Below are 25,319 nucleotides of genomic sequence, written 5' to 3'. Positions count from 1 at the left end.
TGAGAGGTGAATCGTGAGTCGTGATTGGCAACCATGAGCGACTTGCGAACCCACCGCGATCTCGATGTCTGGAAACTATCGATCGATTGGGTCGAAGCCGTTTACCGGTGTTCTGCGTCATGGCCTTCCGACGAACGGTTCGGTCTGATCAGTCAGGTCCGCCGAGCCTGCGTCAGCGTCGCCGCGAACATTGCGGAGGGCGCAGGTCGAAAGGGAACGGGCGAGTTCATCCAGTTTATCGGCGTCGTCCGAGGATCGCTCGCCGAGGTCGAAACGCATCTCATCATCGCCGGACGCCTGGGCTATCTAACGTCTGACCAACTTCAGCCCTTGCTTGCCGACATGGAGCGCATAGGGCGCATGCTCTCCGCCCTCTCGACGCGACTGAAGCAACGCCAGAACGCCTGACCGTATTATCCTACTCACGCCTCACGATTCACGAGTCACCCATGACCACCAACACCAAGGCCCAGCTGCTGCAGAACGTCGTCGAGCACGTCGACATCACCAGCTTCGACGCTCGCCCGATCATCGACTCGATGCGCAAGATGTCCTTCTCGTCGCGCGACACCGCACGCGCCGCCGACATCTTCTCGATGGCGATCGAGGACAAGGACTGCTCGCCCTGGCTGATCCTGGCGGGTTCGACCTCGGCTGGCGGCTGCATGGATGTCTATCGCGACATGGTGAAGTTCGGCATGGTGGACGCCGTGGTCGCCACCGGCGCCTCCATCGTGGACATGGATTTCTTCGAGGCTCTGGGCTTCAAACACTATCAGGCGGCCGGCGAGGTGGACGACAACGTCCTGCGCGACAACTACATCGACCGGATCTACGACACCTATATCGACGAGGAAGAACTCCAGGCCTGCGACCACACCATCCTGGAGATCGCCAACCGTCTGGAGCCGCGCGGCTATTCCAGCCGCGAGTTCATCTGGGAGATGGGCAAGTGGCTGTCGGAGGGCAATGCGAAAAAGCCCGGCTCGCTGATCCAGACCGCCTATGAAGAGGGCGTGCCGATCTTCTGCCCGGCCTTCGTGGATTCCTCGGCCGGTTTCGGTCTGGTCAAGCACCAGAAGGAACGCGCCGCCGCCGGCCAGCCCTATCTGATGCTGGACGCCATCGCCGACTTCCGCGAACTGACCGACATCAAGATCGCCGCCGGCGTCACCGGCCTGTTCATGGTCGGCGGCGGCGTGCCCAAGAACTTCGCCCAGGACACGGTCGTCTGCGCCGAAATCCTGGGCGTCGAGGCCGAGATGCACCGCTATGCGGTCCAGATCACCGTCGCCGACGTCCGAGACGGCGCCTGCTCGTCCTCGACGCTGAAAGAGGCCGCCTCCTGGGGCAAGGTCCAGACCACCCACGAACAGATGGTCTTCGCCGAAGCCACCACGGTCGTCCCCCTGATCGGCTCCGACGCCTACCACCGCGGCGCCTGGAAGGCCCGCGACAAGCGCCGCTGGAACAAGCTGTTCGGGAAGTAAGCTTATTTCGGTCCCTTCTCCCCTTGGGGGAGAAGGTGGCCGGCGGAGCCGGTCGGATGAGGGGGCTGTGTCCGCGTCCTCGCATGTCGCCGTATGGCTTCCGTCACCACGGCGGGATTCTTCGAAAATTCCGCGTTCCGAAACCGCAGTACCGTATAGTCTGCAAAGCGCAGCCGCTCATCCCGAACGGCGTCCCGCGCCTCGTGCAGATCATGCACGCCGCCATCCAGTTCGATGATCAATCTGATCTCATGACAGGCGAAGTCAGCGATCGCACCTGCGACTGGCGCCTGCCGTCGGAACTTCAATCCATCCAGCTGTCGGTTTCGCAGCATCGACCACAACACCGCTTCCGCGCCTGTCATGTCGGCGCGAAGGCGGCGTGACTGTCGGGTTCTCGGCGGCGTCTGCCACATCCGTATCCACCAGCCCCCTCATCCGTCTCGCTACGCGAGCCACCTTCTCCCCCGAGGGGAGAAGGATTGGAGTCGCGTCCGGTCAGCCGTTGAAGATGGCGCCGATTTTGTTGCCGGACGGGTCGCGGACGTAGGCGGCGAACCAGTCGGGGCCATAGTGCGCCCGGTGGCCCGGCGCGCCTTCGTCCGTCCCGCCGTGCGCCAGGGCGGCGGCATGGAAAGCCTCCACGGCCTCGCGGGATTCAGCCGGCAGTCCCAGCATGGTTCCGTTCCCCGCCGACGCCGTCTGGCCGTCGAAGGGCTGGCAAATCCAGACGGTGAACCCTTCGCCGGTTCCGCCGGCCGAATAGGCGCGCCATCCCGGAAAACTGACATGGCTGCTCCAGCCGACCGTGGCCAGAACGGCGTCGTAAAAGGCGTTCGCCGCGTCGGCGTCCTTCACGCCGAGAGTGAGATAGGGCTGCATGGACGGCTCCTCTTGAGTGAGAAGCGCATTCTTGTGTACGAATCAGAACAAAGCAAGAACTTTACGCGGCCGCGCACGCCTCGAACCCGGCCTTCAACGCGGCCTCGTCCAGATCACGGCCGATGAAGACGGCGCGGCTCCAGCGGCGTTCGGCGACGCCCCATTCGCGTTGCAGGTCGCCTTCCAGGATCATGTGCACGGCCTGGAAGACCAGGCGGCGGTTCTCGCCCTTCACGTCGATGATGCCCTTGGCCCGCAGGATGTTCTGGCCCTGCTCGCCCAGCAGCCGATCCAGCCAGGCGGTGAATTTCGCGCCGTCCAGCGGCCGGTCCAGCGACAGGGAGATGCCCTTGATGTCGTCCTGATGTGCGTGACCGCGCGCGCCATGCGAATGGTCGTGGTGATGGTGATCATGACCATGATCGTGATCGTGGTGATCGTGGCCGCAATGTTCGTCATGCACATGGCCGTCCGCGCCGTGCGGCGGGTTCACGAAGTCCGGCTTGACCTCGAGAATGCGCTCCAGATCGAAGGCCCCCAGGCCCAGCACCTGATCCAGCGGCACGTTCGACCGTTCGGCCCGCACGATGGGGGCCAGCGGGTTCAGCGCCCGCAGACGCGCCTCGACCGCATCCAGTTCGTCCGCCGTCGCCAGATCGACCTTGTTCAGAATGATCCGGTCGGCGAAGGCCACCTGCTCGCGCGCTTCCTTGGAGTCGTCCAGCCGCGCCATAACGTGTTTGGCGTCGACCAGGGTCGTGACGCTATCCAGCTGGGTCTTGGCCTTGACGTCCTCGTCCACGAAGAAGGTCTGGGCCACCGGACCGGGGTCGGCCAGGCCCGTCGTTTCCACGATGATGGCGTCGAAGGCGGGCTTTCCGGGACGCTGGCGCTTCATCAGGCCGGCGACCACGCGGATCAGGTCGCCGCGCACCGTGCAGCAGACGCAGCCGTTGTTCATCTCGAACACGTCCTCGTCGGCGCCGACCACCAGGTCGTTGTCGATGCCGATCTCGCCGAACTCGTTGACGATCACCGCATAACGCTTGCCGTGGTCCTCGGTCAGGATGCGGTTCAGCAGCGTCGTCTTGCCCGCGCCGAGATAGCCGGTCAGGACGGTGACGGGGATATTGCCATTCGTGGCGGCGGTCGAGGCGGGGGCGGCGAGGGTGTCGGTCATAGGCCGCTAGATGGCGGTTGCGTCCCCGGATGAAAAGGGGCCTTACGCCTTCTTGACGAACTCGGTCCGCAGGACCAGGCCGCGCACCTTCTCCACATTGGCCTCGATCTCGTCGGGGTCGCCGGTCAGGCGGATGTTCTTGACCATCGTGCCGCGCTTCAGCGTCACGCCGCCCGATCCCTTGACCTTCAGGTCCTTGATCAGGGTCACGCTGTCGCCGTCGGCCAGGATGTTGCCGTTGGAGTCTTTGGTCACGTCTTCGGTCATGGCCAAGCTTCTAGCGCCGGGCGGTTCGAATATCCATACGTCAGGTGCGGGATTTGCCCTCAGGCGTCCGGCACGTTCGCGTCCAGTTCGTCCAGCCACACCCGCGCCGATCCGTCAGACGGCGCGCGCCAGTCGCCGCGCGGCGACAGCGAACCGCCCGTCACGACCTTGGGTCCGTTCGGCAGGGCCGAGCGTTTGAACTGGGCCGTCTGGAAGAAGCGGATCAGGAACTTTCTCAGCCAGCCCTTGATGGTGGCCAGATCGTATTCGACCTTTTCGTCCTCGGGCGTATTGGCGGGCCATTCGCCCATGGTCCGGTCGCCCCAGGCCTGATGCGCCAGGAAGGCGACCTTGGACGGCGCCATGCCGAACCGGCTGATGTAGAACAGGAAGAAGTCGTTCAACGCATAGGGGCCGACCGTCCCCTCCGTCGACTGGATCACGCCGTCCTTGGCGGGGACCAGTTCAGGCGAAATCTCGGTGTCCAGAATGGCGTGCAGGGTCTCGCGCGCCTCGCCGCCGATCAGGTCGCCTGCCGCCACCCAGCGGATCAGGTGCCGGATCAGCGTCTTCGCCACCCCGCCGTTGACGTTGTAGTGGCTCATATGGTCGCCGACGCCGTATGTGGCCCAGCCCAGCGCCAGTTCCGACAGGTCGCCGGTCCCCAGCACAAACGCCTTGTGCTGGTTGGCCAGCCGGAACAGATAGTCGGTCCTCAGGCCCGCCTGCACATTCTCGAAGGTGATGTCGTGGACCGGCCGACCCTCGGCATAGGGGTGGCCGATGTCCTTGAACATCTGTTCGGCGGCGGGGCGAATGTCGATCTCGGCGCCCGTCACGCCCAGCGCGTTCATCAGGGCCCAGGCGTTGGATTTCGTCCCGTCAGAGGTTGCGAACCCCGGCATCGTATAGGCCAGGATGCTTGTCCGAGGCAGGTCCAGCCGGTCGAAGGCGCGGCAGGCGACCAGCAGGGCCTGGGTCGAATCCAGCCCGCCGGACACCCCGATCACCAGCGACCTGGCCCCCGTCGCCGTCATCCGGCGCATCAGGCCCTGCACCTGGATGTTGAAGGCTTCGTAGCAGTCCTGGTCCAGCCGTCCGGCGTCGTCGGGCACGAAGGGGAACCGGTCCAGCGGCCGGATCAGTTCGCTGACCTCATGGTCCTCGCGCGCCAGGAAGGGCACGACGGTCGCCGCCTCGCCTTCGTTCCGGGCGCATTCGGAAAAGGTGCCGTTCCGCAGGCGGTCCAGCCCGATCCGGTCCACGTCCACGTCGGCGATCGTCAGATGGCTGTCCAGCGCGAACCGCTCGCCCTCGGCCAGCTTGGACCCTAGTTCATGGATCGTCGCCTGACCGTCCCAGGCCAGGTCGGTGGTCGATTCGCCCCAGCCCGAGGCGGCGAAGACATAGGCCGACAGGGTGCGCGCCGAATGGCTGGCGCTCAGCATCGCCCGCTCGTCCGCCTTGCCGATGACGATGTTGGACGCCGACAGATTCAGCAGGATGCGCGCCCCCGCCAGCGCCGCGCGCGTCGAGGGCGGCAGGGGCGCCCAATAGTCCTCGCAGATTTCGACCGCGAAGACGAAGCCCGGCCGGTTCGCCGCCTCGAAGATCAGGCCCGGCGCGAAATCCACCGTCTCGCCGTTCAGCCGGATCACGTCCTCGGTTCGCGCCGTCGCCGGGGCGAACCAGCGTTTCTCGTAATATTCGCGGTAGTTGGGCAGATAGGTCTTGGGAACCACGCCCAGCACCTCGCCCCCGCCCATCACCACGGCGCAGTTGAACAGGGCGTCGCCGCTGCGGATCGGCGCCCCGATCACGGCGATCAGATCGGCGTCCGCCGTCGCCTCGGCCACAACCGCGATCTGCCGCTCCACCTCGTCCAGCAGGGCCGCCTGCATATGCAGGTCGTCGATGGCGTAGGCCGATAGCGACAGTTCGGGAAAGACCATCAGGTCCGCCCCCTGTTCGCCCGCCTGACGGATCAGCGTCAGATGCTCGCCCGCATTGGCTTTCGGATCGCCGACATGGACCACCGGCGTCGCCGCCGCCACGCGCACGAAACCGTGCGTCTTGGGGGAGTGGAAGGAGGAGATGTCAGCCATCGGATCGTCCTGCGCCCGGTCTCGCCGGTCCTTGGACCCTTATATAGGCGCGAAAGATGAAGGGACGGAATCCTTCGCTAAGGGCGAAGCGCAGGACGATCCCGCCTGGGGGCAATCGACACTCAGCCCCGGAACGACGAACGAATGGGGTTTGAACCTAGCGCCCCGGCGTCTCGTCCGGGCGAAGGGTCAGCACCCGAACCCCGTCCTTCGTCACCGCCACCGTGTGTTCGAACTGGGCCGACAGCTTGCCGTCCCCGGTCACGACGGTCCAACCGTCGTCCTCGGTGCGAACCGTGCGGACGCCCTGGTTCAGCATCGGCTCGATGGTGAAGGTCATGCCTTCGCGCAGGGTGACGCCCGTTCCCGCCCGACCGAAATGCAGCACCTGCGGCTCCTCGTGCATCTCGCGGCCGATGCCGTGCCCGCAATAGTCGCGCACCACGGAATAGCCAGCCTGTCTGGCGTGGCGTTCGATGGCGTGGCCGATGTCGCCCAGGCGCGCGCCCGGCCGCACGTCGCGGATGCCCTTCCACATCGCCTCATAGGTGGTCCGCACCAGACGTCGCGCCTGCGGTCCCACCGAACCGACCAGATAGGTCTTGGAGGAATCGGCGATGAAGCCGTCCTTCTCCAGGGTGATGTCCAGATTGACGATGTCGCCGCTCTTCAGCACCTCGTTCGCCGAGGGCACGCCGTGACAGACGACCTGATTGATCGAACTGTTCAGCACGAAGCCATAGCCGTACTGGCCCTTGCTGGCCGGTCGCGCCTTCAGTTCGTCGACGATGAAGGCCTCGACCCGGGCGTCGATCTCCAGCGTCGTCATCCCCTCCAGCGTCAGGCCGTCCAGATGGGTGAAGACCGAGGCCAGCAGACGGCCCGAGGCGGCCATCAGCGCGATCTCTTGCGGGGTCTTGATCACGCCGCCGCGTCCGTCGGGGTCGGCGCATCAACGCCCGCCGCCTTCAGCTCGCGCGCGACCAGGTCCTGAAACGTCAGGCCGGGGTTCATCTCGCCCAACATGCCGATCCTGATCCAGAAGGCCGCCTGGGCGTTGATGGAGCGATAGGAGGTCTTGGCGGCCCGCCGCAACTGCTCGTGCAGCGCGTCCTCGATGTTGACGATGCCCATGCCGGTTCTCGAATATATGAAACGTATGCGATGCGTATAAAACGTGAGCGCGCCGACGCAAGCGCCTGTTTGTGCGAATGCGGATGACGGCCGCCTTCGCCCCCGCTAAAGCCATCCCATGACCGACACGCCGAAAAAAGGCTGGTTCCAGCGCCTGTCCGCTGGGCTCTCGCGCTCCTCCAGGCAGATGACCGATCAGGTCGTGGCCACCTTCATCAAGGAACCGCTGTCCGAGGCGTCGCTTGAGCAGCTGGAGGAGCATCTGCTGGAAAGCGATCTGGGGCCCGCCGCCTCGGCCCGGATCGTCGAGCGGTTCCGCACCCTGAAGTTCGGCAAGGACGCGCCCGAACGCGAGGTCAAGGAGGCCCTGGCCGAGGCGGTCGCCGCCGAACTGTCGCCGCGCCAGGCGACCTTCGACCCCTTGTCCGGCCCCAAACCCTATGTCGTCCTGTTCGTCGGGGTGAACGGATCGGGCAAGACCACGACCCTGGGTAAGATCGCCGCCGATCTGACGGGCAAGGGCGCCAAGGTGATGATCGTCGCCGGCGACACCTTCCGCGCCGCCGCCCGCGAACAGCTGAAGGTCTGGGCCGAGCGCTCGGGCGCCGACTTCGAAAGCCGTCGCGACGGCGCCGATGCCGCGGGCCTGGCCTTCGACGCCTATACAAAGGCGCGGGCCGAAGGCTACGACGTCGTCCTGATCGACACCGCCGGCCGGCTTCAGAACAAGTCCGCCCTGATGGACGAACTGCTCAAGATCGTCCGCGTGCTGAAGAAAATCGATCCGGAGGCGCCGCACGACACCCTGCTGGTGCTGGACGCCACCGTGGGCCGCAACGCCCTGGCCCAGGAACAGATCTTCGGCCGCACCGCCTTCGTCACCGGCGTGGTCATGACCAAGCTGGACGGCACGGCGCGCGGCGGGGTTCTGGTGCCGGTCGCCCAGGCGTCCGACGCCCCCCTGATGTTGATCGGCGTCGGCGAAGGGGTGGAGGACCTGCAACCCTTCGACGCCCGCGCCTTCTCCCGCTCGCTGGTGGGACTGGAAGACTGACATGACCGAGACGCCGAAAAAGGCTTCCAACATCCGCCAGGCCGTCGATTTCGGCGCCCTCGTGGCCTTCATGGCCGCCTATGCGATCAACCGGTTCGCGCGCGGTCTGGACGGGCAGGAAGCCCTGGTCCAGGCGACCTGGGTCCTGGTCGGCGCATCGCTGATCGCCCTGATCGTCGGCTATGTGGTGGAGCGTCGTCTGGCGCCCCTGCCGCTGCTGACCGGCGGTTTCGCCCTGATCTTCGGCGTGCTGACCATCGTCTTCCACGACCCGAACCTGCTGAAGATCAAGCTGTCGATCCAGAACGGCGTGCTGGCGGTGGTGCTGCTGGGGTCGCTGCCGCTGAACCGCTATCCGTTCAAATATCTGCTGGGCGAGGCGATCCGCATCACCGACGCGGGCTGGCGCGGCCTGACCCTGCGTTACGGCCTGTATTTCGCCGCCGTCTGCGTCGTCAACGAGGTCGTCTGGCGCACCCAGTCCGACGACACATGGGTCGCCTTCCGCGGCGGCCTGTGGGTCGCCTCGGCCGTGTTCGGCGTCTGGCAGGTCTTCTTCATCATGAAGCATCTGATCAAGGACGACGAGCCGACGCCCGTCTCGCCCGACACCGGACTCTAGGGGCGGGCGGAACTGTCACGGAATCGACGCGCTTTTCCCGTCAAATCGTTAAGCTGGGCTGGTACGTGTTCGGACGAAACTGAAGGGGATCGGTTCGATGGTGAAGGCCGGCAAGTCAGCCCGGAAAGTCGGGCCGCTGGGCGCCTCGCCCAGCCATCTGATGCATCGCGCGCTGCAGCTGGCGCTGGACATCTACGCCGAGGAGACCGGCGCCGACGGCCTGACCCAGCGTCAGTTCGCCGTGCTGGAGGCCGTGTCGCTCAAGGCCGGCCTGACCCAGACCGAATTGGTCCGCATGACCGGCATCGACCGCTCGACCCTGGCCGATCTGGTCACGCGCATGACCGCCAAGGGCCTGCTGGAGCGCGAACGCTCGACCCTGGACGCCCGCGCCAAGGCCGTGCGGCTGTCCGCTGAGGGCGCGGCCCGGCTTGAGGCCGCCCGCCCGCTGGTCGAGGCGGCGGACAAGCGGATCATGGCCCTGTTGCCCAAGGGGCAGCGCGACAGCTTCCTGGCGCAGCTGGCCGAATTGGCCGCCGCCGCCGACGCCGCCCCCGACGCCGCCAAGGCCGAGGCCAAGGCCGCCAAAAAGGCGCTCAAGGCGGCCGAAAAGGAAACGAGAAAGGCCGAAAAGGCGGCCCGCAAGGCCGACCGCCCGGCCAAGCCCGCCAAGGTCAAGAAGCCCAAGCCCAAGCCGGCGGAACCGGCCTAGGTCTTCTTCCGCAGCCGTTTGGCGTTGGCGGTGGCGGTCTTGTGGATCGGCGCGACCGCATCGGCCTGCGCCTTCATCAGGGCGTCGTTCAGCGTCAGGGCCTGGTTCGCCGCGCGGCTCCACCATCCCAGAGCATAGCGGAACTGCGCCTCGGCCGCCTGAGCCGGGGTGCGCGCCTCGCCGATGGCGGCGGCGGCGCGCAGCACATGCGCGCCCTCGTCCATCGCCGCCTGGCCCAGCCGTCGGCCGATGGCCCCGGCGCTGGCGGCGACGGCCCCGGCCGAGGCGGTCAGGGCCTCGGCCTTTTCCGAACTCATCAGCGACAGCTCCTTCAGGTCCGGGCCCGTCGCGCTGGTCAGGTCCGACGCCATCCGTCCGGTGCGGGCGGCGATCACCTCGGCGGAGGCGGCCAGCAGCTCGGCCCCGACCAGGGCGGCGTCGGCGACCGTGGGCGTCCGGCGGCTCAGGACGCGACCCCCGGCTGGACCTCGGCGGCGAAGGCCGCGACGTCGGACAGCAGGGCGGGGATGGCTGCGTCGATGATCTCCTGACCCTTCTCCGGGCTGGCCTGGGCGGGGTCCGAGCCGATCCGGCCGTCGGGGAAGCGGGCGCGATAGTCCAGGGCGTCGCGGATCGGCCCGTTCGGCGCGATCTGCGGGCTGTAGTCGGCCGTCTTGATCCGGTCGGGATAGGCGGCCTGGGTCACGGCGATCTCGGACGGGGTGGCGTGCATCCCGTGTCCGGTCGGAAACAGCCGGTTGCACAGGCCGTTGACGCCCGGCAGGTCCCACCAGTTCTTCAGCTTCAGGATGAACGGCGGATTGTCCTCGACGAAGCTCCACTCGGCGTAGATTTCCGCGATCGTCGCCTCGATGGTGGCGACATTGCCGCCGTGGCCGTTCAGGAAATAGATTCGCTCGAACCCGTGTCGGCTCAGCGACGAGACCCAGTCGGTGATCGCGGCCATGAAGGTCGAGGGGCGCAGGGAAATGGTCCCCGCGAAGGCCAGATGGTGCTGGGCCATGCCGATGTTGAAGGTCGGCGCCACGATCAGGTTGGCGTCCGTCTTCTCGGCCGCATGGGCGATGATCTCGGGGCACAGCCAATCGGTGCCCAGAAGCCCCGTCGGCCCGTGCTGCTCGTTGGAGCCGATGGGCACCACCACCGTCCTGGACAGCGCCCCGCCGTCGTTCAGGCGGGCGTCGATCTCGGGCCAGGAGGACAGATGGATCAGCATGGGCGGGCCTTCACTCTAAAAAGCAGACGCGCGGAGATTAGCGCGACGGGATCAGGAAGTCGCCTGAACCGATCGGTCAGGCGACGATTTCGGCCGATGGGCGGTGACGAAGATGCGCGCCGCCTCCCTGGCCCGGGCCGCGCGCTTTTCGGGCGCCAGTTGCGGCACGTCCAGCATGGCGCGCAGATGGCCGTGTCCCAGCACCAGGCCCGAGAACATCTCGGCCGCCTGTTCCGCGTCCCGGACGTCCAGCAAGCCCAGTCGCGTCTGCTCCTGCAGCCAGCCGGCCAGCACCGTCAGGCTTTTCAGCGGCCCGGCCTCATAGATGGCGTGGGCGATCTCGGGCGCCTCGACCGACACCAGGGCCACGCCGCGCATCGAGCCCACCTTGTCGGCGCTGCACACCCGGTTCAGCAGGGTCAGGGCCAGGTTTTCCAGCACGGTCTGCGGATCGCCGGCGGTGCGCAGGGGCGCAACGATGTCCTCCACCCGTTTGGCGGCCAGGGCCTGGGCGATCTCCAGCTTGGAGGCGAAACGGTTATAGACGGTTTGTTTGGACACGCCCGCCAGCCGGGCGATCTCGTCCATCTTGGCCTGCAGCCCCTTGTCGGCGAACAGGGCGGCGGCGGCGTCCAGGATCGCCTCGCTCTTCTTCTCGTCCACCTGACCCCGACGGCGCGCCATCAGTGGGCGTCCGAGGGCGGGGCGCCGGCCTGGGCCTTCACCGGCTGGGCCAAGAGGGTGACGAAGGCCGCGCCCGCGCACATGACGCCCAACAGGGCGAAGGCGTCGCCGAAGGCCATGGTCGTCGCCTGCTTCTGCAACATGCCGTAGATGGCCTTCATCGCCGAGGCGGCCGGGTCGATGGTGCCGGCGAACCGATGGGTCATGCCGGCCATCATCTGACGCACCGCCTGGTCGCCCTGTCCGATGGCGCTGGTCAGTTCGCTCAGGTGCAGGGCGGTGTTGGAGGTCAGGCTGGTGTTCAGGATCGCCAGGCCGAAGGCGCCGCCGACGTTGCGCGCCAGATTGACCAGGCCCGAGGCGTTCTTGACCATGTGCGGCGGCAGGGTGGCCATCGTCACCTGCTGCGAGGCGATCATGGCCAGCATCACGCCCACGCCCCGGAAGGCCTGGACCGAGGCGAACTCCCAGAAGCCCCAGTTCTCGGTGACGGCCCGCGCCTCCCACATGCCCCAGGCGCACAGCATGAAGCCGCCGAACATCAGGATACGGGCGTCCATCTTTCGCACCAGACGCCCGGCGAAGGGGGCGGTGGCGAACATGGCCAGGCCGGACACGACCATGGTGGTGCCGACCTCCGACGAGGAATAGTGCAGCACCCGCCCCAGGAACAACGGCAGCAGGAAGGTGCCGCCGAACAGGGCGAAACCGACGATGAAGGTCATGATGAAGCCGACCAGGAAGTTGCGGTTGCCGAACGCGCGCAGCTCCACGATCGGCTGGCGATAGGTCAGCGATCGCCAGACGAAGATCGGCCCGGTCACGGCCGCCACCACGGTCAGCAGCAGGATGTGGGTGTCGTCGAACCAGTCGTTCTTGGCCCCTTCCTCCAGCACGAACTGCATCGACATCAGGAAGACGGCCATCAGCCCCAGCCCCCACCAGTCGAATCCCTTGGCCAGGGACGGGTCGCCCTTGTCGAAATTGGCGTAGCGTCCGACCAGGAACAGCACGATCAGCCCCGGTCCGACGTTGATGAAGAACAGCCAGCGCCAGCTCAGCCACTCTGTCAGGTGCCCGCCCAGCGTCGGCCCCACCGTCGGGGCCAGGGTGACGATCAGTCCCATGACCACGCTGGCCGTGACCCGCTTTTCGGGCGGGAAGGCGGTGAAGGCCACGGCGAAGACGGTCGGGATCATGGCCCCGCCGACGAAGCCCTGGATGGCCCGGAACAGGATCATGGTGTCGATGGAGGACGACAGACCCGTCGCCACGCTCATCAGCACGAAGCCGGCGCAGGAGGCCAGGAACAGCCGCTGGGTCCCCCACAGTCGCGACAGGAAGCCGGACAGGGGGATCATCACTACCTCGGGGATCAGATAGGCGGTCTGAATCCAGCTGATCTCGTCGGCCGAGGCGCCTACCCCCGCCTGGATCTGGGGCAGGGAGGCGGCGACGATCTGAATGTCCAGGATGGCCATGAACTGGCCCACCACCATGCCGGCGAAGCCCAGCAGCAGCATGGTCCAGTTGATCTCGGGATGGCCGGCGACGGGGCCCTTGGACGCAGCGGGGGCCCCGCCGTCGGCGGCGGGGACGGCGGCGGTCACTGGCCTGCGGCTCCGGTCGTCGTGGCGGCTTCCGCGAAGCTCTGGCCGCCCTGGCTCTTAAGGTCGATCTTGACGTCCACCGACAGGCCCGGCCGCAGGGCCAGGTTCCGGTCGTCGCCGCTGACCACGATCCGCACCGGCACGCGCTGGGTGATCTTGGTGAAGTTGCCGGTGGCGTTCTCGACCGGGATCAGGGCGAACTCGGACCCGGTGGCGGGCGCGAAGCTGTCGACCCGGCCCTGGATCTTGCGGCCGGGGAAGGCGTCGGCGGAAATCTCGACGGCCTGGCCCAGCCGCACCTTGTCCAGCTGCGTCTCCTTGAAGTTGGCGACGATATAGGTGTGGGTCAGGGGCACGATGGACAGCAGCTGGGTTCCGGCGTTCACGAACTGGCCGGCGCGGACGCTGCGGGCGCCGACGACGCCGGCGGCGGGGGCGCGGATGACGGTGCGCTCCAGGGCGATGCGGGCCTGATCGACCACGGCGCGGGCCTGTTCGACGGCGGCGACGCTCTGCTGGCGGGTCGAGCCCAGCACGCCGGCGGTGCGCTGTTCGGCGACCAGGGCGGCCTGGGCCTGCTGCACGCTGGCGGCGGCGGTGGCGGCCGAGGCGCGCTCGGTCTGGATACGTTGTTGCGACACCCAGCCCTGTTCGGCCAGCTTGCCGTAACGATCCACCTCGGCGCGGGCCAGGCCGGCCTGGGCGTGGGCCTGACTAACGGCGGCGGCGCGGGCGGCGATGGTCGCCTGTTCCTGCTCGGCCTGGGCGTCGACGTGGCCCACGGCGGCGATGGCGGCGGCCAGATTGGCCTCGGCCTGGGCCAGTTGGGCCTTCTGGTCGGAATCGTCCAGCTTGACCAGGATCTGGCCCGCCTCGACCCGCTGGTTGTCGCCGACCAGAACCTCGGTCACGCGACCGGACAGCTGCGGGCTGACCAGGGTGGTGTCGGCCTGGACGAAGGCGTTGTCGGTGCTTTCCCACCGCTGGCCGTTCAGCCACCAGATCGCGCCCCCGACGATCAGCGCAAGGCCGACGATCACCGCCGCGAACAGCGGCAGACGTTTCTTGAGTTCAGGCGACATGGCGAAATCCGGGGAGGGGGTGCGACCGTTTGAAGCGGGGCTAAAATGGACTTAACCGTCCAAAAATCAATGACCGTTGATGCGAATGTTTTGCGTCCTGTCCGGGCGGGGCGGATTTCGTGTATCTTTCCCGTCGCATGACCGACTTCGCCAAGGCCTCCAATCCCCTTCCGTCCCAGGTCGACGTGGTCGTGGTCGGCGCCGGCGCGGCGGGGATCGCGGCCGCGCGCCGCCTGATGCGGCCCGGCCTGTCGGTTCTGGTGCTGGAGGCGCGAAGCCGGATCGGCGGGCGGGCCTTCACCCGGCGGGTCGAGGGCGAAGGCCTGGACATGGGCTGCGGCTGGTTGCACTCGGCCGACGACAATGTGTTGGCGGGCCGCGTGGAGGCCGAGGGGCTGACGCTGGACCGGACCCCGCCGCCCTGGCGCAAACAGGCCTTCGACCACGAGATGACGCCCGCCGATCAGGCCGCGTTCGGCGAGGCCTTCGCCGCCTTCGATCAGCGGGTTTCCGAAGCCGCCGCGCGAGGAGAAGACCGCCCGGCGGCCGACCTCTTCGATCCCGACTGCCGCTGGAACGCCCATATGGACGCCATCTCCGGCGCCCTGAACGGCGCGCGCTTCGCCGAGGTCTCGACGCTGGACTACGACGCCTATGGCGATACCGGCGTGAACTGGCGGGTGCGCGAAGGCTATGGCCGGCTGATCGCGCGTCTGGGCGAGGCTGCAGCCCCGGTCACGGTGACGGATTGCGCCGTGCGTCGGATCGACCGTTCCGGCCCTGTGCTGAGGCTTCATACCGATCGCGGCGAACTGACGGCGCGGATCGTCGTCCTGACCACGCCCAACAGCCTGATCGCCAACGAGACCGTCCGCATCGACCCGCCGGTTCCGGCCCTGCTGGAGGCGACGGCCGGCGTGCCGCTGGGCCTCGCGTCCAAGGTGCATATGACGGTGCGCGGCGCGGGGGATTTTCAGCCCGACACCCAGCTGTGGACCCGCACCGGCACCGCCCAGACCGGCGGCTATCACCTGCGGCCGTTCGGCCGGCCGATGATCGAAGCCTATTTCGGCGCCGACCTGGCCTGGGGGCTGGAGGCCGAGGGGGCGGCGGCGCTGGCCGACTTCGCCGTGTCCGAACTGGTCTCGGCCCTGGGCTCGGACATGCGGCGGCGGCTGGATGCGGTCGCGGTCAGCGGCTGGGGCGTCGATCCCTGGTCTCGCGGCGCCTACTCCCACGCCCTGCCGGGCCGCGCGGGCGACCGGGCGAAACTGCGCGTCGCGGTCGAGGATCGCATTTTTCTGGCCGGCGAAGCGACGGCCCCGGTCTATTACGGCACGGCCCACGGCGCCTGGATGGAGGGCGAACGCGCCGCCGAGGCGGCCCTGACCGCCTTGGGGATTGACCCGCGACGGCATGACGGCGACAGCGAGGCATGAAGCCCGTCAAGGCTGGAAAGCCCGCTGCCAAACCGACCGCCAAACGCCCGTCGATCATGACGGGCGCCGCCATCCCCGTGCTGCGCTGGCCCCCCGACGAGGACCGGGTCGAGGCCATCTTCGAGCGGCTGGCCGGGGTCATGCCCGATCCGAAGACCGAGCTGAACTTCTCCAACCCCTATACGCTGGTCGTCGCCGTCGCCCTGTCGGCCCAGGCCACGGACGTCTCGGTCAACAAGGCGACCGACCGCCTGTTCCAGGTCGCCGATACGCCCGAGAAGATGCTGGCCCTGGGGGAAGAGGGACTGATCCCCTACATCGCCTCCATCGGCCTGTATCGGGGCAAGGCGCGGAACGTCATCGCCCTGAGCCGCATCGTGCTGGAGCAGCACGGCGGCCACGTGCCGTTGAACCGCGCCGACCTTCAGGCCCTGCCCGGCGTGGGGCGAAAGACCGCCTCGGTGGTGCTGAACGAACTGGGGATCGAGGCGGCCATCGCCGTGGACACCCATGTGTTTCGCGTCTCGCACCGGCTGGGCCTGGCCAACGCCGGCACGCCCGACAAGGTCGAGGATCAGCTGTTCAAGGTCGTGCCCGAAGACTGGCTGCCCAAGGCGCACCACTGGCTGATCCTGCACGGCCGCTACACCTGCACGGCGCGAAAGCCCAAATGCCTGTCGTGCCTGATCGCCGACCTGTGTCCGTCGCGGGCCGGGCTGATCGCCCTGGGCGAGGCGGCCTAGACCTTCAGCCGCGCGGCCACGGCGGCGGCGAAGCCCGCGCCGTTCGCCGGGTCGTGGTCCAGATAGAAGTCCGGCTCGATCAGTTCGGCCTCCATCAGCACCCAGGCGCCCGCGTCGTCGCGCGCCATATCGATGCGGGCGTACAGCAGCGGCTCGGCGATGGCCGCCAGCACCTGTTCGGCCAGGGCCATCGCCTCGGCATCCGGCGTCACGGTCCGGTAAAGCCCGCCGAACTGCATCTGGATGCGGAAGTCGCCGGGAACGGGGCGTTTGTTGACCGCATGACTGAACCGCCCGCCGAAGAACAGCAGCGAGGTCTCGCCCTCGGTCTCGATGGATTTCAGATAGGGCTGGATCATCGCCGCCCCTTCGGGCGCCTCGGTCAGAGCCTCGCCCGGCGACAGGCGCAGGGTGCGAAACGCCCCGGCCGACACCGTCGGCTTGACGATCAGGACCGGCGCGCCCGTCTCGGCGAAGGCGGCGTCCACCTGATCCTGGGTTACGCGGTCGGTCCAGCGCGTCGGCGGGATCGGCACGCCCTGGTCCGCCAGCCGCGCCAGATAGACCTTGTCCGAGTTCCAACGCAGCACCTCGGCCGGATTGGCGACCGGCAGGCCCGCGCGGCTCCATGTCTCGCACCCCGCCAGCCAGCGTTCGTGATCGCGATGATAGCCCCAGGCGATGACCGGCAGGATCAGATCGTGGGCCGCCAGCCCCGAGGCGTCCTCCACATGATCGGTCCAGGGCGTGGCGATCACCCGCGCGCCTGTGTCCTCCAGCACCGCCGTCAGCCGGGCCAGCACCTCGGGCCAGCGGCCGATGTAGGACTTGTCGGCGGGATCGGGGGTCAGGACGGCGATCTGGGTCATGGCGTCCTCATAGCGAAGCTGCGGATTACATATAAGGGCATCCTTATATGATTTCGGGTGACGCGCGGCCTTCCAGCCGCTAAGGCGCGACCATGACCCAGAACACCGCCCAATACGACGTCTGCGCCGTCGGCAACGCCATCGTCGATGTCCTCAGCCCCTGCGACGCCGCCTTCCTGACGGCCCAGGACCTGGCCCCCAACTCGATGCAGCTGGTCGACGCCGAACGCAGCACCGCCCTGTATGACGCCATGGCGCCGGGCGTGGAGGCCTCGGGCGGTTCGGCCGGCAACACGGTGGCGGGCGTCGGCTCGTTCGGCGGGCGGGCGGCCTATATCGGCAAGGTCGCCGACGACACCCTGGGCCAGGTCTTTACCCACGACATTCGCGCGGCGGGCGTCCATTTCGACACCCCGGTCCTGACCGGCGGCGCCGACCAGGGCTTCGGCACCGGCCGCTGCCTGATCAACGTCCTGCCGGACGGCGCGCGCACCATGGCCACCTTCCTGGGCGCCGCGAACCAGCTTTACGCCGACGACATCGACCAGGCCCTGATCGCCGCCAGCGAGATCGTCTATCTGGAAGGCTATCTGTTCGACCCGGCCCCGGCCCGCGCCGCCTTCGAGCGCGCCGCCACGGCCGCGCACCAGGCGGGCCGCAAGGTCGCCATCACCCTGTCCGACACCTTCGTCGTCGCCCGTTGGCGGGCCGAGCTTCTGGACTTCGTCACCCAGTCCGCCGACATCGTCCTGGCCAACGAGGCCGAACTGGGCGCCCTGTTCGAAACCGAAGACTTCGAGGCCGCCGCCGCGAAACTGGCCGCCATCGTCGACATCGCCGCCGTCACGCGCGGCGAGCACGGTTCGGTCGTGATCCGGGGCGATCAGCGCGTCACGGTCGCCGCCTATCCGGTCGCCAAGGTCGTCGACACCACCGGCGCCGGCGACCAGTACGCCGCCGGCTTCCTGCTTGGCGTTGCCCGAGGTTTGCCGCTGGAAGACGCCGCCAGGCTCGGCTCGCTGGCCGCCTCCGAAGTCATCGCCCATTGGGGACCCCGCCCGATGGTCAAACTGGTCGACCTGGCCGCCGAGCATGGGTTGAAGCTGTAAGACCGAGTGTCTCCTCCCCACGCAGTGGGGAGGTGGCTCGGCGCTTCTTCAGCGCCGTGACGGAGGGGGTCTTCAACGCATCGCAGGCGGCTGTGGGACTTCAAAAGCCCCTCCACCGCTACGCGGTCCCCCTCCCCACACAGTGGGATGTGCGTCTTCAACTCTTCCACCTCAGCGTCGTGGGCTGGATCGGGTTGACGAACGGCCGGTCCTCGGCGCGGCTCTTCAGCCATTCGCGCTTCAGCTGCTGATACCATTTCGCCTGTTTGTCGGCGTCGTCGATCCAGATCAGGGCGGGGTCGTAGCGCAGGCCCTCGTTCTGCAGGTTCACCATTCCGCCGTCCTGTTTCAGGAAGGCGACCACGCCCATCCGCAGGAAGGGTTTGGCGATGTCGAACACCCAGTGGTCGGACCAGAACATCTGGGTGATGCGGGTCCTGGTTTCAGTGATCGGCGTCAGGCAGGTCAGGGCCAGCACCTGTTTCTCGCCCACCTGGATATGTTCCCAGCGATAGCCGGGCAGGCGGAAGGTGATCTCGGTCGCGGGCGCTCCGCCCAGAATCTTGTAGAGGCGGCTGTTCGACGAGGGGGCGTGGCGCACCATGGCCCAGCCGGCCTCGGTCGGGGCGAAGGCCTTGGCCTTTTCGTGCATCGAATGTTCGGACCGCCACCACCATTGCTGGTGGACGTAAGGCCCGTGTGCGGGGTCCATCAGGCCTACGACGGCGTGGTCGATGTGGCTGTCGAAATCCATCGCCTCGACCAGCTTGGCCTCGCCGCCGACGACGCCGGGGAAGACTGGCGGCTCGTGGTCCGGGGCCATCGGATTGCGGGCGTCCGACGCCATCCAGACGAAGACGATCCCCTGGCTTTCGCGCACCGGATAGGCGCGCACGCGGATGCGGTCGGCCTCGAACGCCTGATCCTCGACCAGCGACGGAATGGCGGCGCACACCCCGTCGGTGCGGAAGCGCCAGCCGTGATAGGGGCATTCGACCGTCTCGCCCTCGCCGGGCTTCTCGACCAGTCGGCCCGCCGACAGGGGCGCCGCGCGGTGCGGACAGATGTCACGCATCGCATAGACCTGGCCCGCCTTGGTGCGGCCGATCAGCACCGGCTCGCCCATGATCTCGTGGCGTTTCAGGCTGCCGGGCGCGACGTCGCGACCCAGGGCGACGAAATACCAGGCGTCCGTCACGAACCCCTTGCCGAAGGCGGTCGGCGGGGCCTTGGCGGCGGGGGCGGAAGGCTGGACGGGTTCGGCGGTCATCCGCGCTGTTTAACAGCGCCGCCGCCGCCGCCATAGACCCCCTCGCGACCGACGACGGGACGGTTTGTCCACCCGGCGGCTTCCCCTCGGCGGCCGGACGCGATTAAGTCCACATCCAAGATCGCCGTCTGCCGCGTCGAAGGGACGTTCCGCCATGCTCCGCCTATTCGCCATCGCCGCCGCTATCCTTGCCGCGCCCGTCGCCGCCGGGGCCCAGGACGGTCACGCGACGCATCCCGAACACGGCCATGCGGCCTTCCAGTCCGACCGCATCCGGGTGGCGGTCGACGGCGACATGGACGGGCGCGACATCATCCTGATCCCCGGCCTCAGCTCCTCGCCCGAGATCTGGCAGGGGACGGTGGACCATCTGGCCGCGCAGGACGGCGTGGGCTGGCGCATCCACCGCATCCAGGTCGACGGCTTCGCCGGGGCGCCGCCCGCCGGCAACGCCCAGACGGGAACCGCGCCCACGCCCGTCGCCGCCCCCGTCGCCGAGGAGATCGCCCGCTACATCCGGGAGCAGGGCCTGACCCGGCCCGCCGTCGTCGGCCATTCGATGGGCGGGACCATCGGCCTGATGCTGGCGGCGCGCCATCCCGACCGGGTGGGGCGGCTGATGGTGGTGGACATGGTGCCCTTCATGGGCGCGATGTTCTCGGCCCCCGGCGCGACGGCCGAGACGGTCGCCCCCGTCGCCGACCAGATCTGGGCCGCCCAGTCCAACAGCCCGCGCGACGCCTATGTCGCCCAGGCCACGGCCAGCATCACCGGCATGATCAACACCGAAAGCCGCCGCGAACTGGCGCTGCAGAACATGCGCGACAGCGACCAGAAGGTTTCCGCCGCCGCCTTCCGCGAACTGATCGCCACCGACCTGCGCCCCGAACTGTCCCGCATCACCGCCCCGACCGAGGTGCTGTACGTCAAGTTCAACGACCCGCGCATGACGCCCCAGATCACCGACGCCATCTATCAGGCCTCCTACGCCGGCCTGCCGGGCGCGACCCTGAAGCGGATCGACGACAGCGCCCACTTCATCATGTTCGACCAGCCCCGGGCCTTCTACGACGCGCTGGACGCCTTTCTTTCGGCGAAATAGCCGCTCACGGTCGCGTGATCTCGGCGGGGGCGTTTCGGCGGCGGCGCTTAGGGGATATGACAGCGACATAGGCGAACCGCGTCGCTTCCGGCGCGGCATCTGAAGGACAGACATGGCGGGACCAGTGAACGCGGGCGGACCACAGGCCCAGGGCAAGCCCCGCCGGTCCGCGTTGCAGCGGCTGCTGTATTGGAGCGCGGTGCTGGCGGTCTGGGGGCTGATCTTCCTGGTCGTCTTCTTCGCCGTCTTCGCGCGCGGCCTGCCCGACACCTCCAGCCTGTACCGGGTCGATCGCCAGCCCTCGATCACCTATCTGGATCGCAACGGCGCCCTGATCGCGACGCGCGGCACCCAGATGGCGCCGCCCGCCGATCTGGACGCCCTGCCGGACTATGTGCCGGCGGCCTTCATCGCCATCGAGGACCGGCGCTTCTACAACCACCCCGGTTTCGACCCCATCGGCATGACCCGGGCCATGGTGCGCAACCTGCGCGCCGGGCGGGTGGTGCAGGGCGGTTCGACCCTGACCCAGCAGCTGGCCAAGAACCTGTTCCTGACCCCCGACCAGAACCTGCGCCGCAAGGTGCAGGAGCTGATGCTGGCCGTCTGGCTGGAGATGAAATTCTCCAAGAAGGAGATCCTTGCCCTCTATCTGAACCGGGTCTATTTCGGCGCGGGCGCCTATGGGATCGAGGCGGCGTCGCAACGCTATTTCGACAAGTCGGCCAAGAATCTGACGGTCGGAGAGGCCGCGCTTCTGGCGGGCCTGCTGAAGGCCCCCTCCCGCTATTCGCCGGTGTCCGAGAGCGAGCGCGCCGCCGCCCGCGCCACCGTCGTCCTGAACGAAATGGAGGAGGCCGGGGTCATCACCGCCGCCCAGCGCGAACAGGCCGTGACCCAGCCGGTCATCGTCTCGCGGACGCTTGCGACCCAGCACGCCCAGTATTTCATCGACTGGCTGGACAAGTCGATCCGCGGCCTGGTCGGCGAACCGACCGAGGACATGGTGGTCGAGACCACCCTGGACCTGACGCTTCAGACCGCCGCCGAGCGTTCGGTGCGCCGCATCCTGGACCGCGACGCCGGCAAGGGCGTGCAGCAGGCGGCCCTGGTCGCCCTGGACGGCGACGGGCGGGTGCGCGCCATGATCGGCGGCTCGTCCTATGCCGACAGCCAGTTCAACCGCGCCGTCGACGCCCGCCGCCAAGCCGGTTCGGCGTGGAAACCCTTCGTCTATCTGGCGGCGATGGAGGCCGGATTCACGCCCCAGACCCCGGTGGTCGATCAGCCCATCACCATCGGCAACTGGTCGCCCAAGAACTATTCCGGGACCTTCAGCGGCCCGATGACCATCGCCCAGGCCGTGGCCCAGTCGACCAATACGGTGGCGGCCCAGGTCGCCGATCAGGTGGGACGCGACAGCGTGGCCCGCGCCGCCCGACGCCTGGGCATCGAAAGCCGCATCGGTCTGGAGCCGGCCATGGCCCTGGGCGCCGTCGAGGTCTCGCCGCTGGAGATGGCCACCGCCTATGACGCCTTCGCCAACGGCGGCCGTCGTGTTCAGGCCTACGGCATCAGCCGCATCCGCACGCCCCAGGGCCGCGTCATCTATCAGCGCGACACCGGCCAGAGCGGCCAAGCCATCAACAATCCGCCGCTCTATTACATGAACCAGCTGTTGCGCGGCGTGGTGACGGGCGGCTCCGGCCGGTCGGCGGCGATCGCGGGCCGCGACCTGGCGGGCAAGACCGGCACCACCTCGGACTACAAGGACGCCTGGTTCGTCGGCTACACCGGCGGCTTCGTCACCGCCGTCTGGGTGGGCAAGGACGACAGCACCCCCATGCGCGGCGTCACCGGCGGTTCGTCCCCCGCCGCCATCTGGAAGGGCTTCATGGAGGCGGCCCTGCCGCGCCTGAACGCCCCCGCCATCCCCAACGGCCCCCCCATGCCCGAGGGCTGGGTGGCCCCCGATCCGGTCGGCGATCTGATGAGCGGGCTGGACCAGGGCGGCGTGCTGGTCGATCCGGTCGATCCCGACCAGGGCGAACCCTATGTGGATCAGCCCGGCGCGGTCGTTTCGCCGACGCAGCCCAAACAGCTGACTCCCCAGCAGCCGACTCGCCCCTCCGGCCCGCCGCCCGGCTATCGCGATCCGCCGAACCAGCAGCCCGAGGGACGACCTCAGCCCGAGCGCAAGGGCGACGCCCTGTTCTTCTGATCGGGTTTCAGGTCAGGGGCGCACAGAAAAGGGAGGCGACCCTGCGGTCGCCTCCCTTTGTCTTTTCAGGCTAAGCCCGCCTCAGCGCGGACAGGACAGGTCGCCTTCCTTGCATTGCGCCAGATTGCGCAACTGCTGGGTCCGCTCGGTCGTCAGCTGGGCCAGACAGGTCGAATGGACCATCGGATAGGCCGATCCGCCCTGAACGCCGGACGCTTCGAAGCGGCATTGCTGGTCGCGGAAACTGATCCAGGTGCGCTGGGCGGTGCGCAGCAGGGTGCGGCTGGCGGGCGACAGCCGGGCCATCGTCGCCGTGTACTGGCTGTTCAACGCGCTGTCGGCGCGCTGCAGCGCCTGTGCGGCGTTGGCGTTCATCGTCGCCTGGGACTGGGCCGACGCCGAAGAGGCGGCGGCGACCGCCAGCCCAAGGGCGAGGGACAGGGAGAGGAGGGTCTTCATGGGGCGTTCCTGTAGGGGTGACGCCGATGAAACGCGCCGGGCGGCCGGAGTTTCCGTGGTCCGTCGTGATCGTCTCAGCGCCCCACGGCGTGCAGGGCGCCCCCGTGGTCCTTCAACCATTTGCGCCACGGGCGATGATCCCCGACCAGCCGTTCGACCACGGACCAATAGGCCGGGCTGTGATCGGCGTGGACCAGATGGGCGACCTCGTGCGCGGCGAGGTAGTCGATCACCGGCGGCGGGGCCATGACGACGCGCCAGGAATAGCGGATGGTGCGATTGTGCGGGCTGCACGAGCCCCAACGCGACCGGGTGTCGGCGATGGACACCCTGACCGGCGCCTGGCCCAGGGCGCGCAGATGATGGTCGGTGCGCTCCAGCAGCGTGTCGCGCGCCTCGCGCTTCAGCAGGCTCTCGACCCGCCGGGCATAGGCCTCCCCCTCGCCGCCCGAGCGGATGACCGTTCCGTCTTCGACCAGCCGCGCGGCCCCCGCGCCGGGAGCGGCCTCCAGCCGCACGGGACGACCGCGCAAGGCGATGACCTGTCCCGGCTCCAGCGGCCGACCCTTGGGCCGCACCGCCAGCCGTTCGCTGATCCACACGGCCTTGGTCCGGGCGAAGGCGACGGCCTGGGTCAGGCCCCGCTCGCTGGGGGCGATCACCACCGCCTCGCCCGCCCGCGCGTCAATCCGCACCGACAGGCGCCGCGCGCGCGGATTGACGGACAGTCTCAGGACGGGACCGGCGCCGGCCCCGCCTTCGTCAAGCGACAGCCGCTGACCGTTGCGGTACGCCACCGAGGGCCTCGTTCTGGGCGATGAAATCGCGGACGCGGGGATAGATTTCGTCGCGGAAACGACGGCCGTTGAACACGCCGTAATGGCCCACTTCCGGCTGGACGTAGAGGACGCGGCGATCGTCGGGGATGTTGGGGCACAGGCCATGCGCGGCCTGGGTCTGGCCGACGCCCGAGATGTCGTCCTTCTCGCCCTCGACCGTCATCAGGCCGATGTCGGTGATCTTCGTCAGATCGACCCTGCGCCCGCGATGCTCCAGCAGGCCGCGCGCCAGCAGATGCTGCTGGAAGACGATGTCGATGGTCTGGAGATAGAACTCCTCGGTCAGGTCCAGCACCGACAGATATTCGTCGTAGAATTCCTCGTGCTTCTCCACCCCGTCGCCGTCGCCGGCGATCAGGCTGTTGAAATAGTTCCAGTGGGCGTCGCGGTGGCGATCCTCGTTCATCGACATGAAGCTGTAGAGCTGGACGAAGCCCGGATAGACCCGCCGCCCGAACCCCGCATAGGGCAGGGGCACGGTGTGGATCATGTTGGACTTGAACCAGGTGAAGGGCTTTTCCTCGGCCAGCTGGTTGGTCACGGTCGGCGACAGGCGCGCGTCGATGGGCGAACCCATGAAGGTCATGGACAAGGGCCGGTTCTCGTCCTCGTCCTCGGCCATCACCGCGCCGGCCGCCAGAACCGGCGGGCCGGGCTGGCACACGCCGACGACATGGGCGCGCCCGCCGATCTCGGCCAGCATCAGGCGGATGTGGTCGATATAGTCGAAGAAGTCGAACCGTCCCTCAAGCACCGGAACCTGCCGGGCGTTGATCCAGTCGGTGACATAGACGTCGTGGTCCTGAAGAAAGGCCTCGACCGTGCCGCGCAGCAGGGTGGCGTAGTGGCCCGACAGCGGCGCGACGATCAGGACCGCCGGCCCGGCGGCGGGCTTCCTGGCACGCTTCAGGTCGCCGATGTTGCGCGCGAACCGGACCAGCCGGCACCAGGGGCTCTGCCAGATCACCTGTTCGGTGGTCCGCACGGTCTTGCCGCCGATCTCCAGCGTCTCCAGCTTCCAGGCCGGCTTGCCGTAGCGCCGCGTCACGCTCTCGAACAGTTCGGCCGAGGCGTAGGCGGTGCGCCCGATGGCGGTGTCGGCCGCCGGGTTCAGCGGCGAGGTCCAGAAACTGCGGGCCATCTGCGCTCCGATACGGAAGGGCAGGGCCGACTGATAGGCGAGTTCGTGAAAGGCGTAGAGCATGACGA

At 68.1% G+C, this 25,319-nt stretch carries 27 protein-coding genes; 10 read left to right on the top strand and 17 right to left on the bottom strand.

Annotated features, from left to right (window positions below; genetic code table 11):
- The first annotated feature begins 33 nt into the window (after positions 1–33).
- Positions 34–408, top strand: coding sequence for a four helix bundle protein (locus SH203_RS10220; protein ID WP_087120831.1), 375 nt, complete (start codon positions 34–36; stop codon positions 406–408).
- Between the two features lie 41 nt (positions 409–449).
- The gene (locus tag SH203_RS10215) at positions 450–1,490 is read left to right on the top strand and encodes a deoxyhypusine synthase (protein WP_087120830.1); all 1,041 of its coding nucleotides are present in this window, start codon (positions 450–452) and stop codon (positions 1,488–1,490) included.
- A gap of 2 nt (positions 1,491–1,492) precedes the next feature.
- Here SH203_RS10215 and SH203_RS10210 read toward each other — a convergent pair whose 3' ends face one another.
- From SH203_RS10210 to SH203_RS10180, 7 genes are all read right to left on the bottom strand, one after another.
- A complete protein-coding gene (locus SH203_RS10210; protein WP_234989474.1) occupies positions 1,493–1,825 on the bottom strand; it encodes an endonuclease domain-containing protein in 333 nt (110 codons plus the stop codon).
- A gap of 163 nt (positions 1,826–1,988) precedes the next feature.
- The gene (locus SH203_RS10205; protein WP_087120828.1) at positions 1,989–2,372 is read right to left on the bottom strand and encodes a VOC family protein; all 384 of its coding nucleotides are present in this window, start codon (positions 2,370–2,372) and stop codon (positions 1,989–1,991) included.
- Between the two features lie 61 nt (positions 2,373–2,433).
- On the bottom strand, positions 2,434–3,552 hold the full coding sequence (locus tag SH203_RS10200) for a GTP-binding protein (RefSeq protein ID WP_087120827.1): 1,119 nt from the start codon (positions 3,550–3,552) through the stop codon (positions 2,434–2,436).
- A 42-nt stretch (positions 3,553–3,594) separates the two neighbouring features.
- Positions 3,595–3,819: an alkylphosphonate utilization protein gene (locus tag SH203_RS10195; RefSeq protein ID WP_087120826.1), complete on the bottom strand. Its 225-nt coding sequence runs from the start codon at positions 3,817–3,819 to the stop codon at positions 3,595–3,597.
- 59 nt (positions 3,820–3,878) lie between these two features.
- A complete protein-coding gene (locus tag SH203_RS10190) occupies positions 3,879–5,924 on the bottom strand; it encodes an NAD(+) synthase (protein ID WP_087120825.1) in 2,046 nt (681 codons plus the stop codon).
- Between the two features lie 157 nt (positions 5,925–6,081).
- On the bottom strand, positions 6,082–6,849 hold the full coding sequence (map, locus tag SH203_RS10185; protein WP_087120824.1) for a type I methionyl aminopeptidase: 768 nt from the start codon (positions 6,847–6,849) through the stop codon (positions 6,082–6,084).
- Positions 6,846–7,058 (bottom strand): ParD-like family protein, encoded by a 213-nt coding sequence (locus SH203_RS10180; RefSeq protein ID WP_087120823.1) that lies wholly within the window; start codon positions 7,056–7,058, stop codon positions 6,846–6,848. Before SH203_RS10180 ends, map begins: the two co-directional genes overlap by 4 nt.
- Positions 7,059–7,176: 118 nt before the next feature.
- Here SH203_RS10180 and ftsY point away from each other — a divergent pair, with 118 nt between their 5' ends.
- The 3 genes from ftsY to SH203_RS10165 all read left to right on the top strand — a co-directional run bounded on the left by ftsY (position 7,177) and on the right by SH203_RS10165 (position 9,446).
- Positions 7,177–8,112 carry a signal recognition particle-docking protein FtsY gene (gene ftsY, locus SH203_RS10175; protein ID WP_087120822.1) on the top strand — a complete coding sequence of 312 codons (936 nt, stop codon included), beginning with the start codon at positions 7,177–7,179 and terminating at the stop codon, positions 8,110–8,112.
- Position 8,113: 1 nt separating this feature from the next.
- Positions 8,114–8,734, top strand: a complete 621-nt coding sequence (locus SH203_RS10170) for an inner membrane-spanning protein YciB (protein ID WP_087120821.1) — start codon at positions 8,114–8,116, stop codon at positions 8,732–8,734.
- A 97-nt stretch (positions 8,735–8,831) separates the two neighbouring features.
- Positions 8,832–9,446: a MarR family winged helix-turn-helix transcriptional regulator gene (locus tag SH203_RS10165; RefSeq protein ID WP_087120820.1), complete on the top strand. Its 615-nt coding sequence runs from the start codon at positions 8,832–8,834 to the stop codon at positions 9,444–9,446.
- Here SH203_RS10165 and SH203_RS10160 read toward each other — a convergent pair.
- The 5 genes from SH203_RS10160 to SH203_RS10140 all read right to left on the bottom strand — a co-directional run bounded on the left by SH203_RS10160 (position 9,443) and on the right by SH203_RS10140 (position 14,059).
- Positions 9,443–9,841 (bottom strand): phasin family protein, encoded by a 399-nt coding sequence (locus SH203_RS10160; RefSeq protein ID WP_087120819.1) that lies wholly within the window; start codon positions 9,839–9,841, stop codon positions 9,443–9,445. The two genes, SH203_RS10165 and SH203_RS10160, sit on opposite strands and share 4 nt — an antisense overlap.
- 68 nt (positions 9,842–9,909) lie before the next feature.
- The gene (locus SH203_RS10155; RefSeq protein WP_087120818.1) at positions 9,910–10,683 is read right to left on the bottom strand and encodes a creatininase family protein; all 774 of its coding nucleotides are present in this window, start codon (positions 10,681–10,683) and stop codon (positions 9,910–9,912) included.
- A gap of 51 nt (positions 10,684–10,734) precedes the next feature.
- Positions 10,735–11,367, bottom strand: a complete 633-nt coding sequence (locus SH203_RS10150) for a TetR/AcrR family transcriptional regulator C-terminal domain-containing protein (protein ID WP_087120817.1) — start codon at positions 11,365–11,367, stop codon at positions 10,735–10,737.
- Positions 11,367–12,977 (bottom strand): DHA2 family efflux MFS transporter permease subunit, encoded by a 1,611-nt coding sequence (locus SH203_RS10145; RefSeq protein WP_087120816.1) that lies wholly within the window; start codon positions 12,975–12,977, stop codon positions 11,367–11,369. The genes SH203_RS10150 and SH203_RS10145 overlap by 1 nt, the downstream gene beginning before the upstream one ends.
- The gene (locus SH203_RS10140; protein WP_087120815.1) at positions 12,974–14,059 is read right to left on the bottom strand and encodes an HlyD family secretion protein; all 1,086 of its coding nucleotides are present in this window, start codon (positions 14,057–14,059) and stop codon (positions 12,974–12,976) included. The genes SH203_RS10145 and SH203_RS10140 overlap by 4 nt, the downstream gene beginning before the upstream one ends.
- 119 nt (positions 14,060–14,178) lie before the next feature.
- On the opposite strand from SH203_RS10140, the gene SH203_RS10135 reads away from it, so the two are divergent.
- Together SH203_RS10135 and nth are read left to right on the top strand one after the other, a co-directional pair.
- Positions 14,179–15,498, top strand: a complete 1,320-nt coding sequence (locus SH203_RS10135) for an NAD(P)/FAD-dependent oxidoreductase (protein WP_234989463.1) — start codon at positions 14,179–14,181, stop codon at positions 15,496–15,498.
- Positions 15,495–16,241: an endonuclease III gene (gene nth, locus SH203_RS10130; protein ID WP_087120813.1), complete on the top strand. Its 747-nt coding sequence runs from the start codon at positions 15,495–15,497 to the stop codon at positions 16,239–16,241. Before SH203_RS10135 ends, nth begins: the two co-directional genes overlap by 4 nt.
- On the opposite strand, the gene SH203_RS10125 is transcribed toward nth, so the two are convergent.
- Entirely contained in the window at positions 16,238–17,110 is an 873-nt protein-coding gene (locus SH203_RS10125; RefSeq protein WP_087120812.1) for a RimK family alpha-L-glutamate ligase, read from the bottom strand. The genes nth and SH203_RS10125 overlap by 4 nt on opposite strands.
- A gap of 92 nt (positions 17,111–17,202) precedes the next feature.
- Here SH203_RS10125 and SH203_RS10120 point away from each other — a divergent pair, with 92 nt between their 5' ends.
- Positions 17,203–18,219, top strand: coding sequence for an adenosine kinase (locus SH203_RS10120; RefSeq protein ID WP_087120811.1), 1,017 nt, complete (start codon positions 17,203–17,205; stop codon positions 18,217–18,219).
- Positions 18,220–18,376: 157 nt separating this feature from the next.
- Here SH203_RS10120 and SH203_RS10115 read toward each other — a convergent pair whose 3' ends face one another.
- Positions 18,377–19,489 (bottom strand): aromatic ring-hydroxylating dioxygenase subunit alpha, encoded by a 1,113-nt coding sequence (locus SH203_RS10115; protein ID WP_087120810.1) that lies wholly within the window; start codon positions 19,487–19,489, stop codon positions 18,377–18,379.
- Positions 19,490–19,643: 154 nt separating this feature from the next.
- Between SH203_RS10115 and SH203_RS10110 the strand changes: the two genes are divergently transcribed.
- Together SH203_RS10110 and SH203_RS10105 are read left to right on the top strand one after the other, a co-directional pair.
- Complete coding sequence (locus tag SH203_RS10110; RefSeq protein WP_087120809.1) at positions 19,644–20,591, top strand: alpha/beta fold hydrolase; 948 nt, start codon at positions 19,644–19,646, stop codon at positions 20,589–20,591.
- A 112-nt stretch (positions 20,592–20,703) separates the two neighbouring features.
- Positions 20,704–22,812: a PBP1A family penicillin-binding protein gene (locus SH203_RS10105; RefSeq protein ID WP_087120808.1), complete on the top strand. Its 2,109-nt coding sequence runs from the start codon at positions 20,704–20,706 to the stop codon at positions 22,810–22,812.
- 81 nt (positions 22,813–22,893) lie between these two features.
- On the opposite strand, the gene SH203_RS10100 is transcribed toward SH203_RS10105, so the two are convergent.
- The 3 genes from SH203_RS10100 to SH203_RS10090 form a co-directional block, all read right to left on the bottom strand.
- Positions 22,894–23,271: a lysozyme inhibitor LprI family protein gene (locus SH203_RS10100; protein WP_087120807.1), complete on the bottom strand. Its 378-nt coding sequence runs from the start codon at positions 23,269–23,271 to the stop codon at positions 22,894–22,896.
- A gap of 74 nt (positions 23,272–23,345) precedes the next feature.
- Positions 23,346–24,068 carry a M48 family metallopeptidase gene (locus tag SH203_RS10095; protein ID WP_087120806.1) on the bottom strand — a complete coding sequence of 241 codons (723 nt, stop codon included), beginning with the start codon at positions 24,066–24,068 and terminating at the stop codon, positions 23,346–23,348.
- A complete protein-coding gene (locus SH203_RS10090) occupies positions 24,034–25,314 on the bottom strand; it encodes a polyhydroxyalkanoate depolymerase (RefSeq protein ID WP_087120805.1) in 1,281 nt (426 codons plus the stop codon). Before SH203_RS10090 ends, SH203_RS10095 begins: the two co-directional genes overlap by 35 nt.
- Between the last annotated feature and the right edge of the window lie 5 nt (positions 25,315–25,319).

The sequence above is a fragment of the Brevundimonas sp. SH203 genome, from assembly GCF_002157625.1.
GTDB lineage: Bacteria > Pseudomonadota > Alphaproteobacteria > Caulobacterales > Caulobacteraceae > Brevundimonas.
The sequence above is the reverse complement of the archived record's forward strand: the minus strand, read 5'-3'. Positions and strand labels throughout refer to the sequence as shown.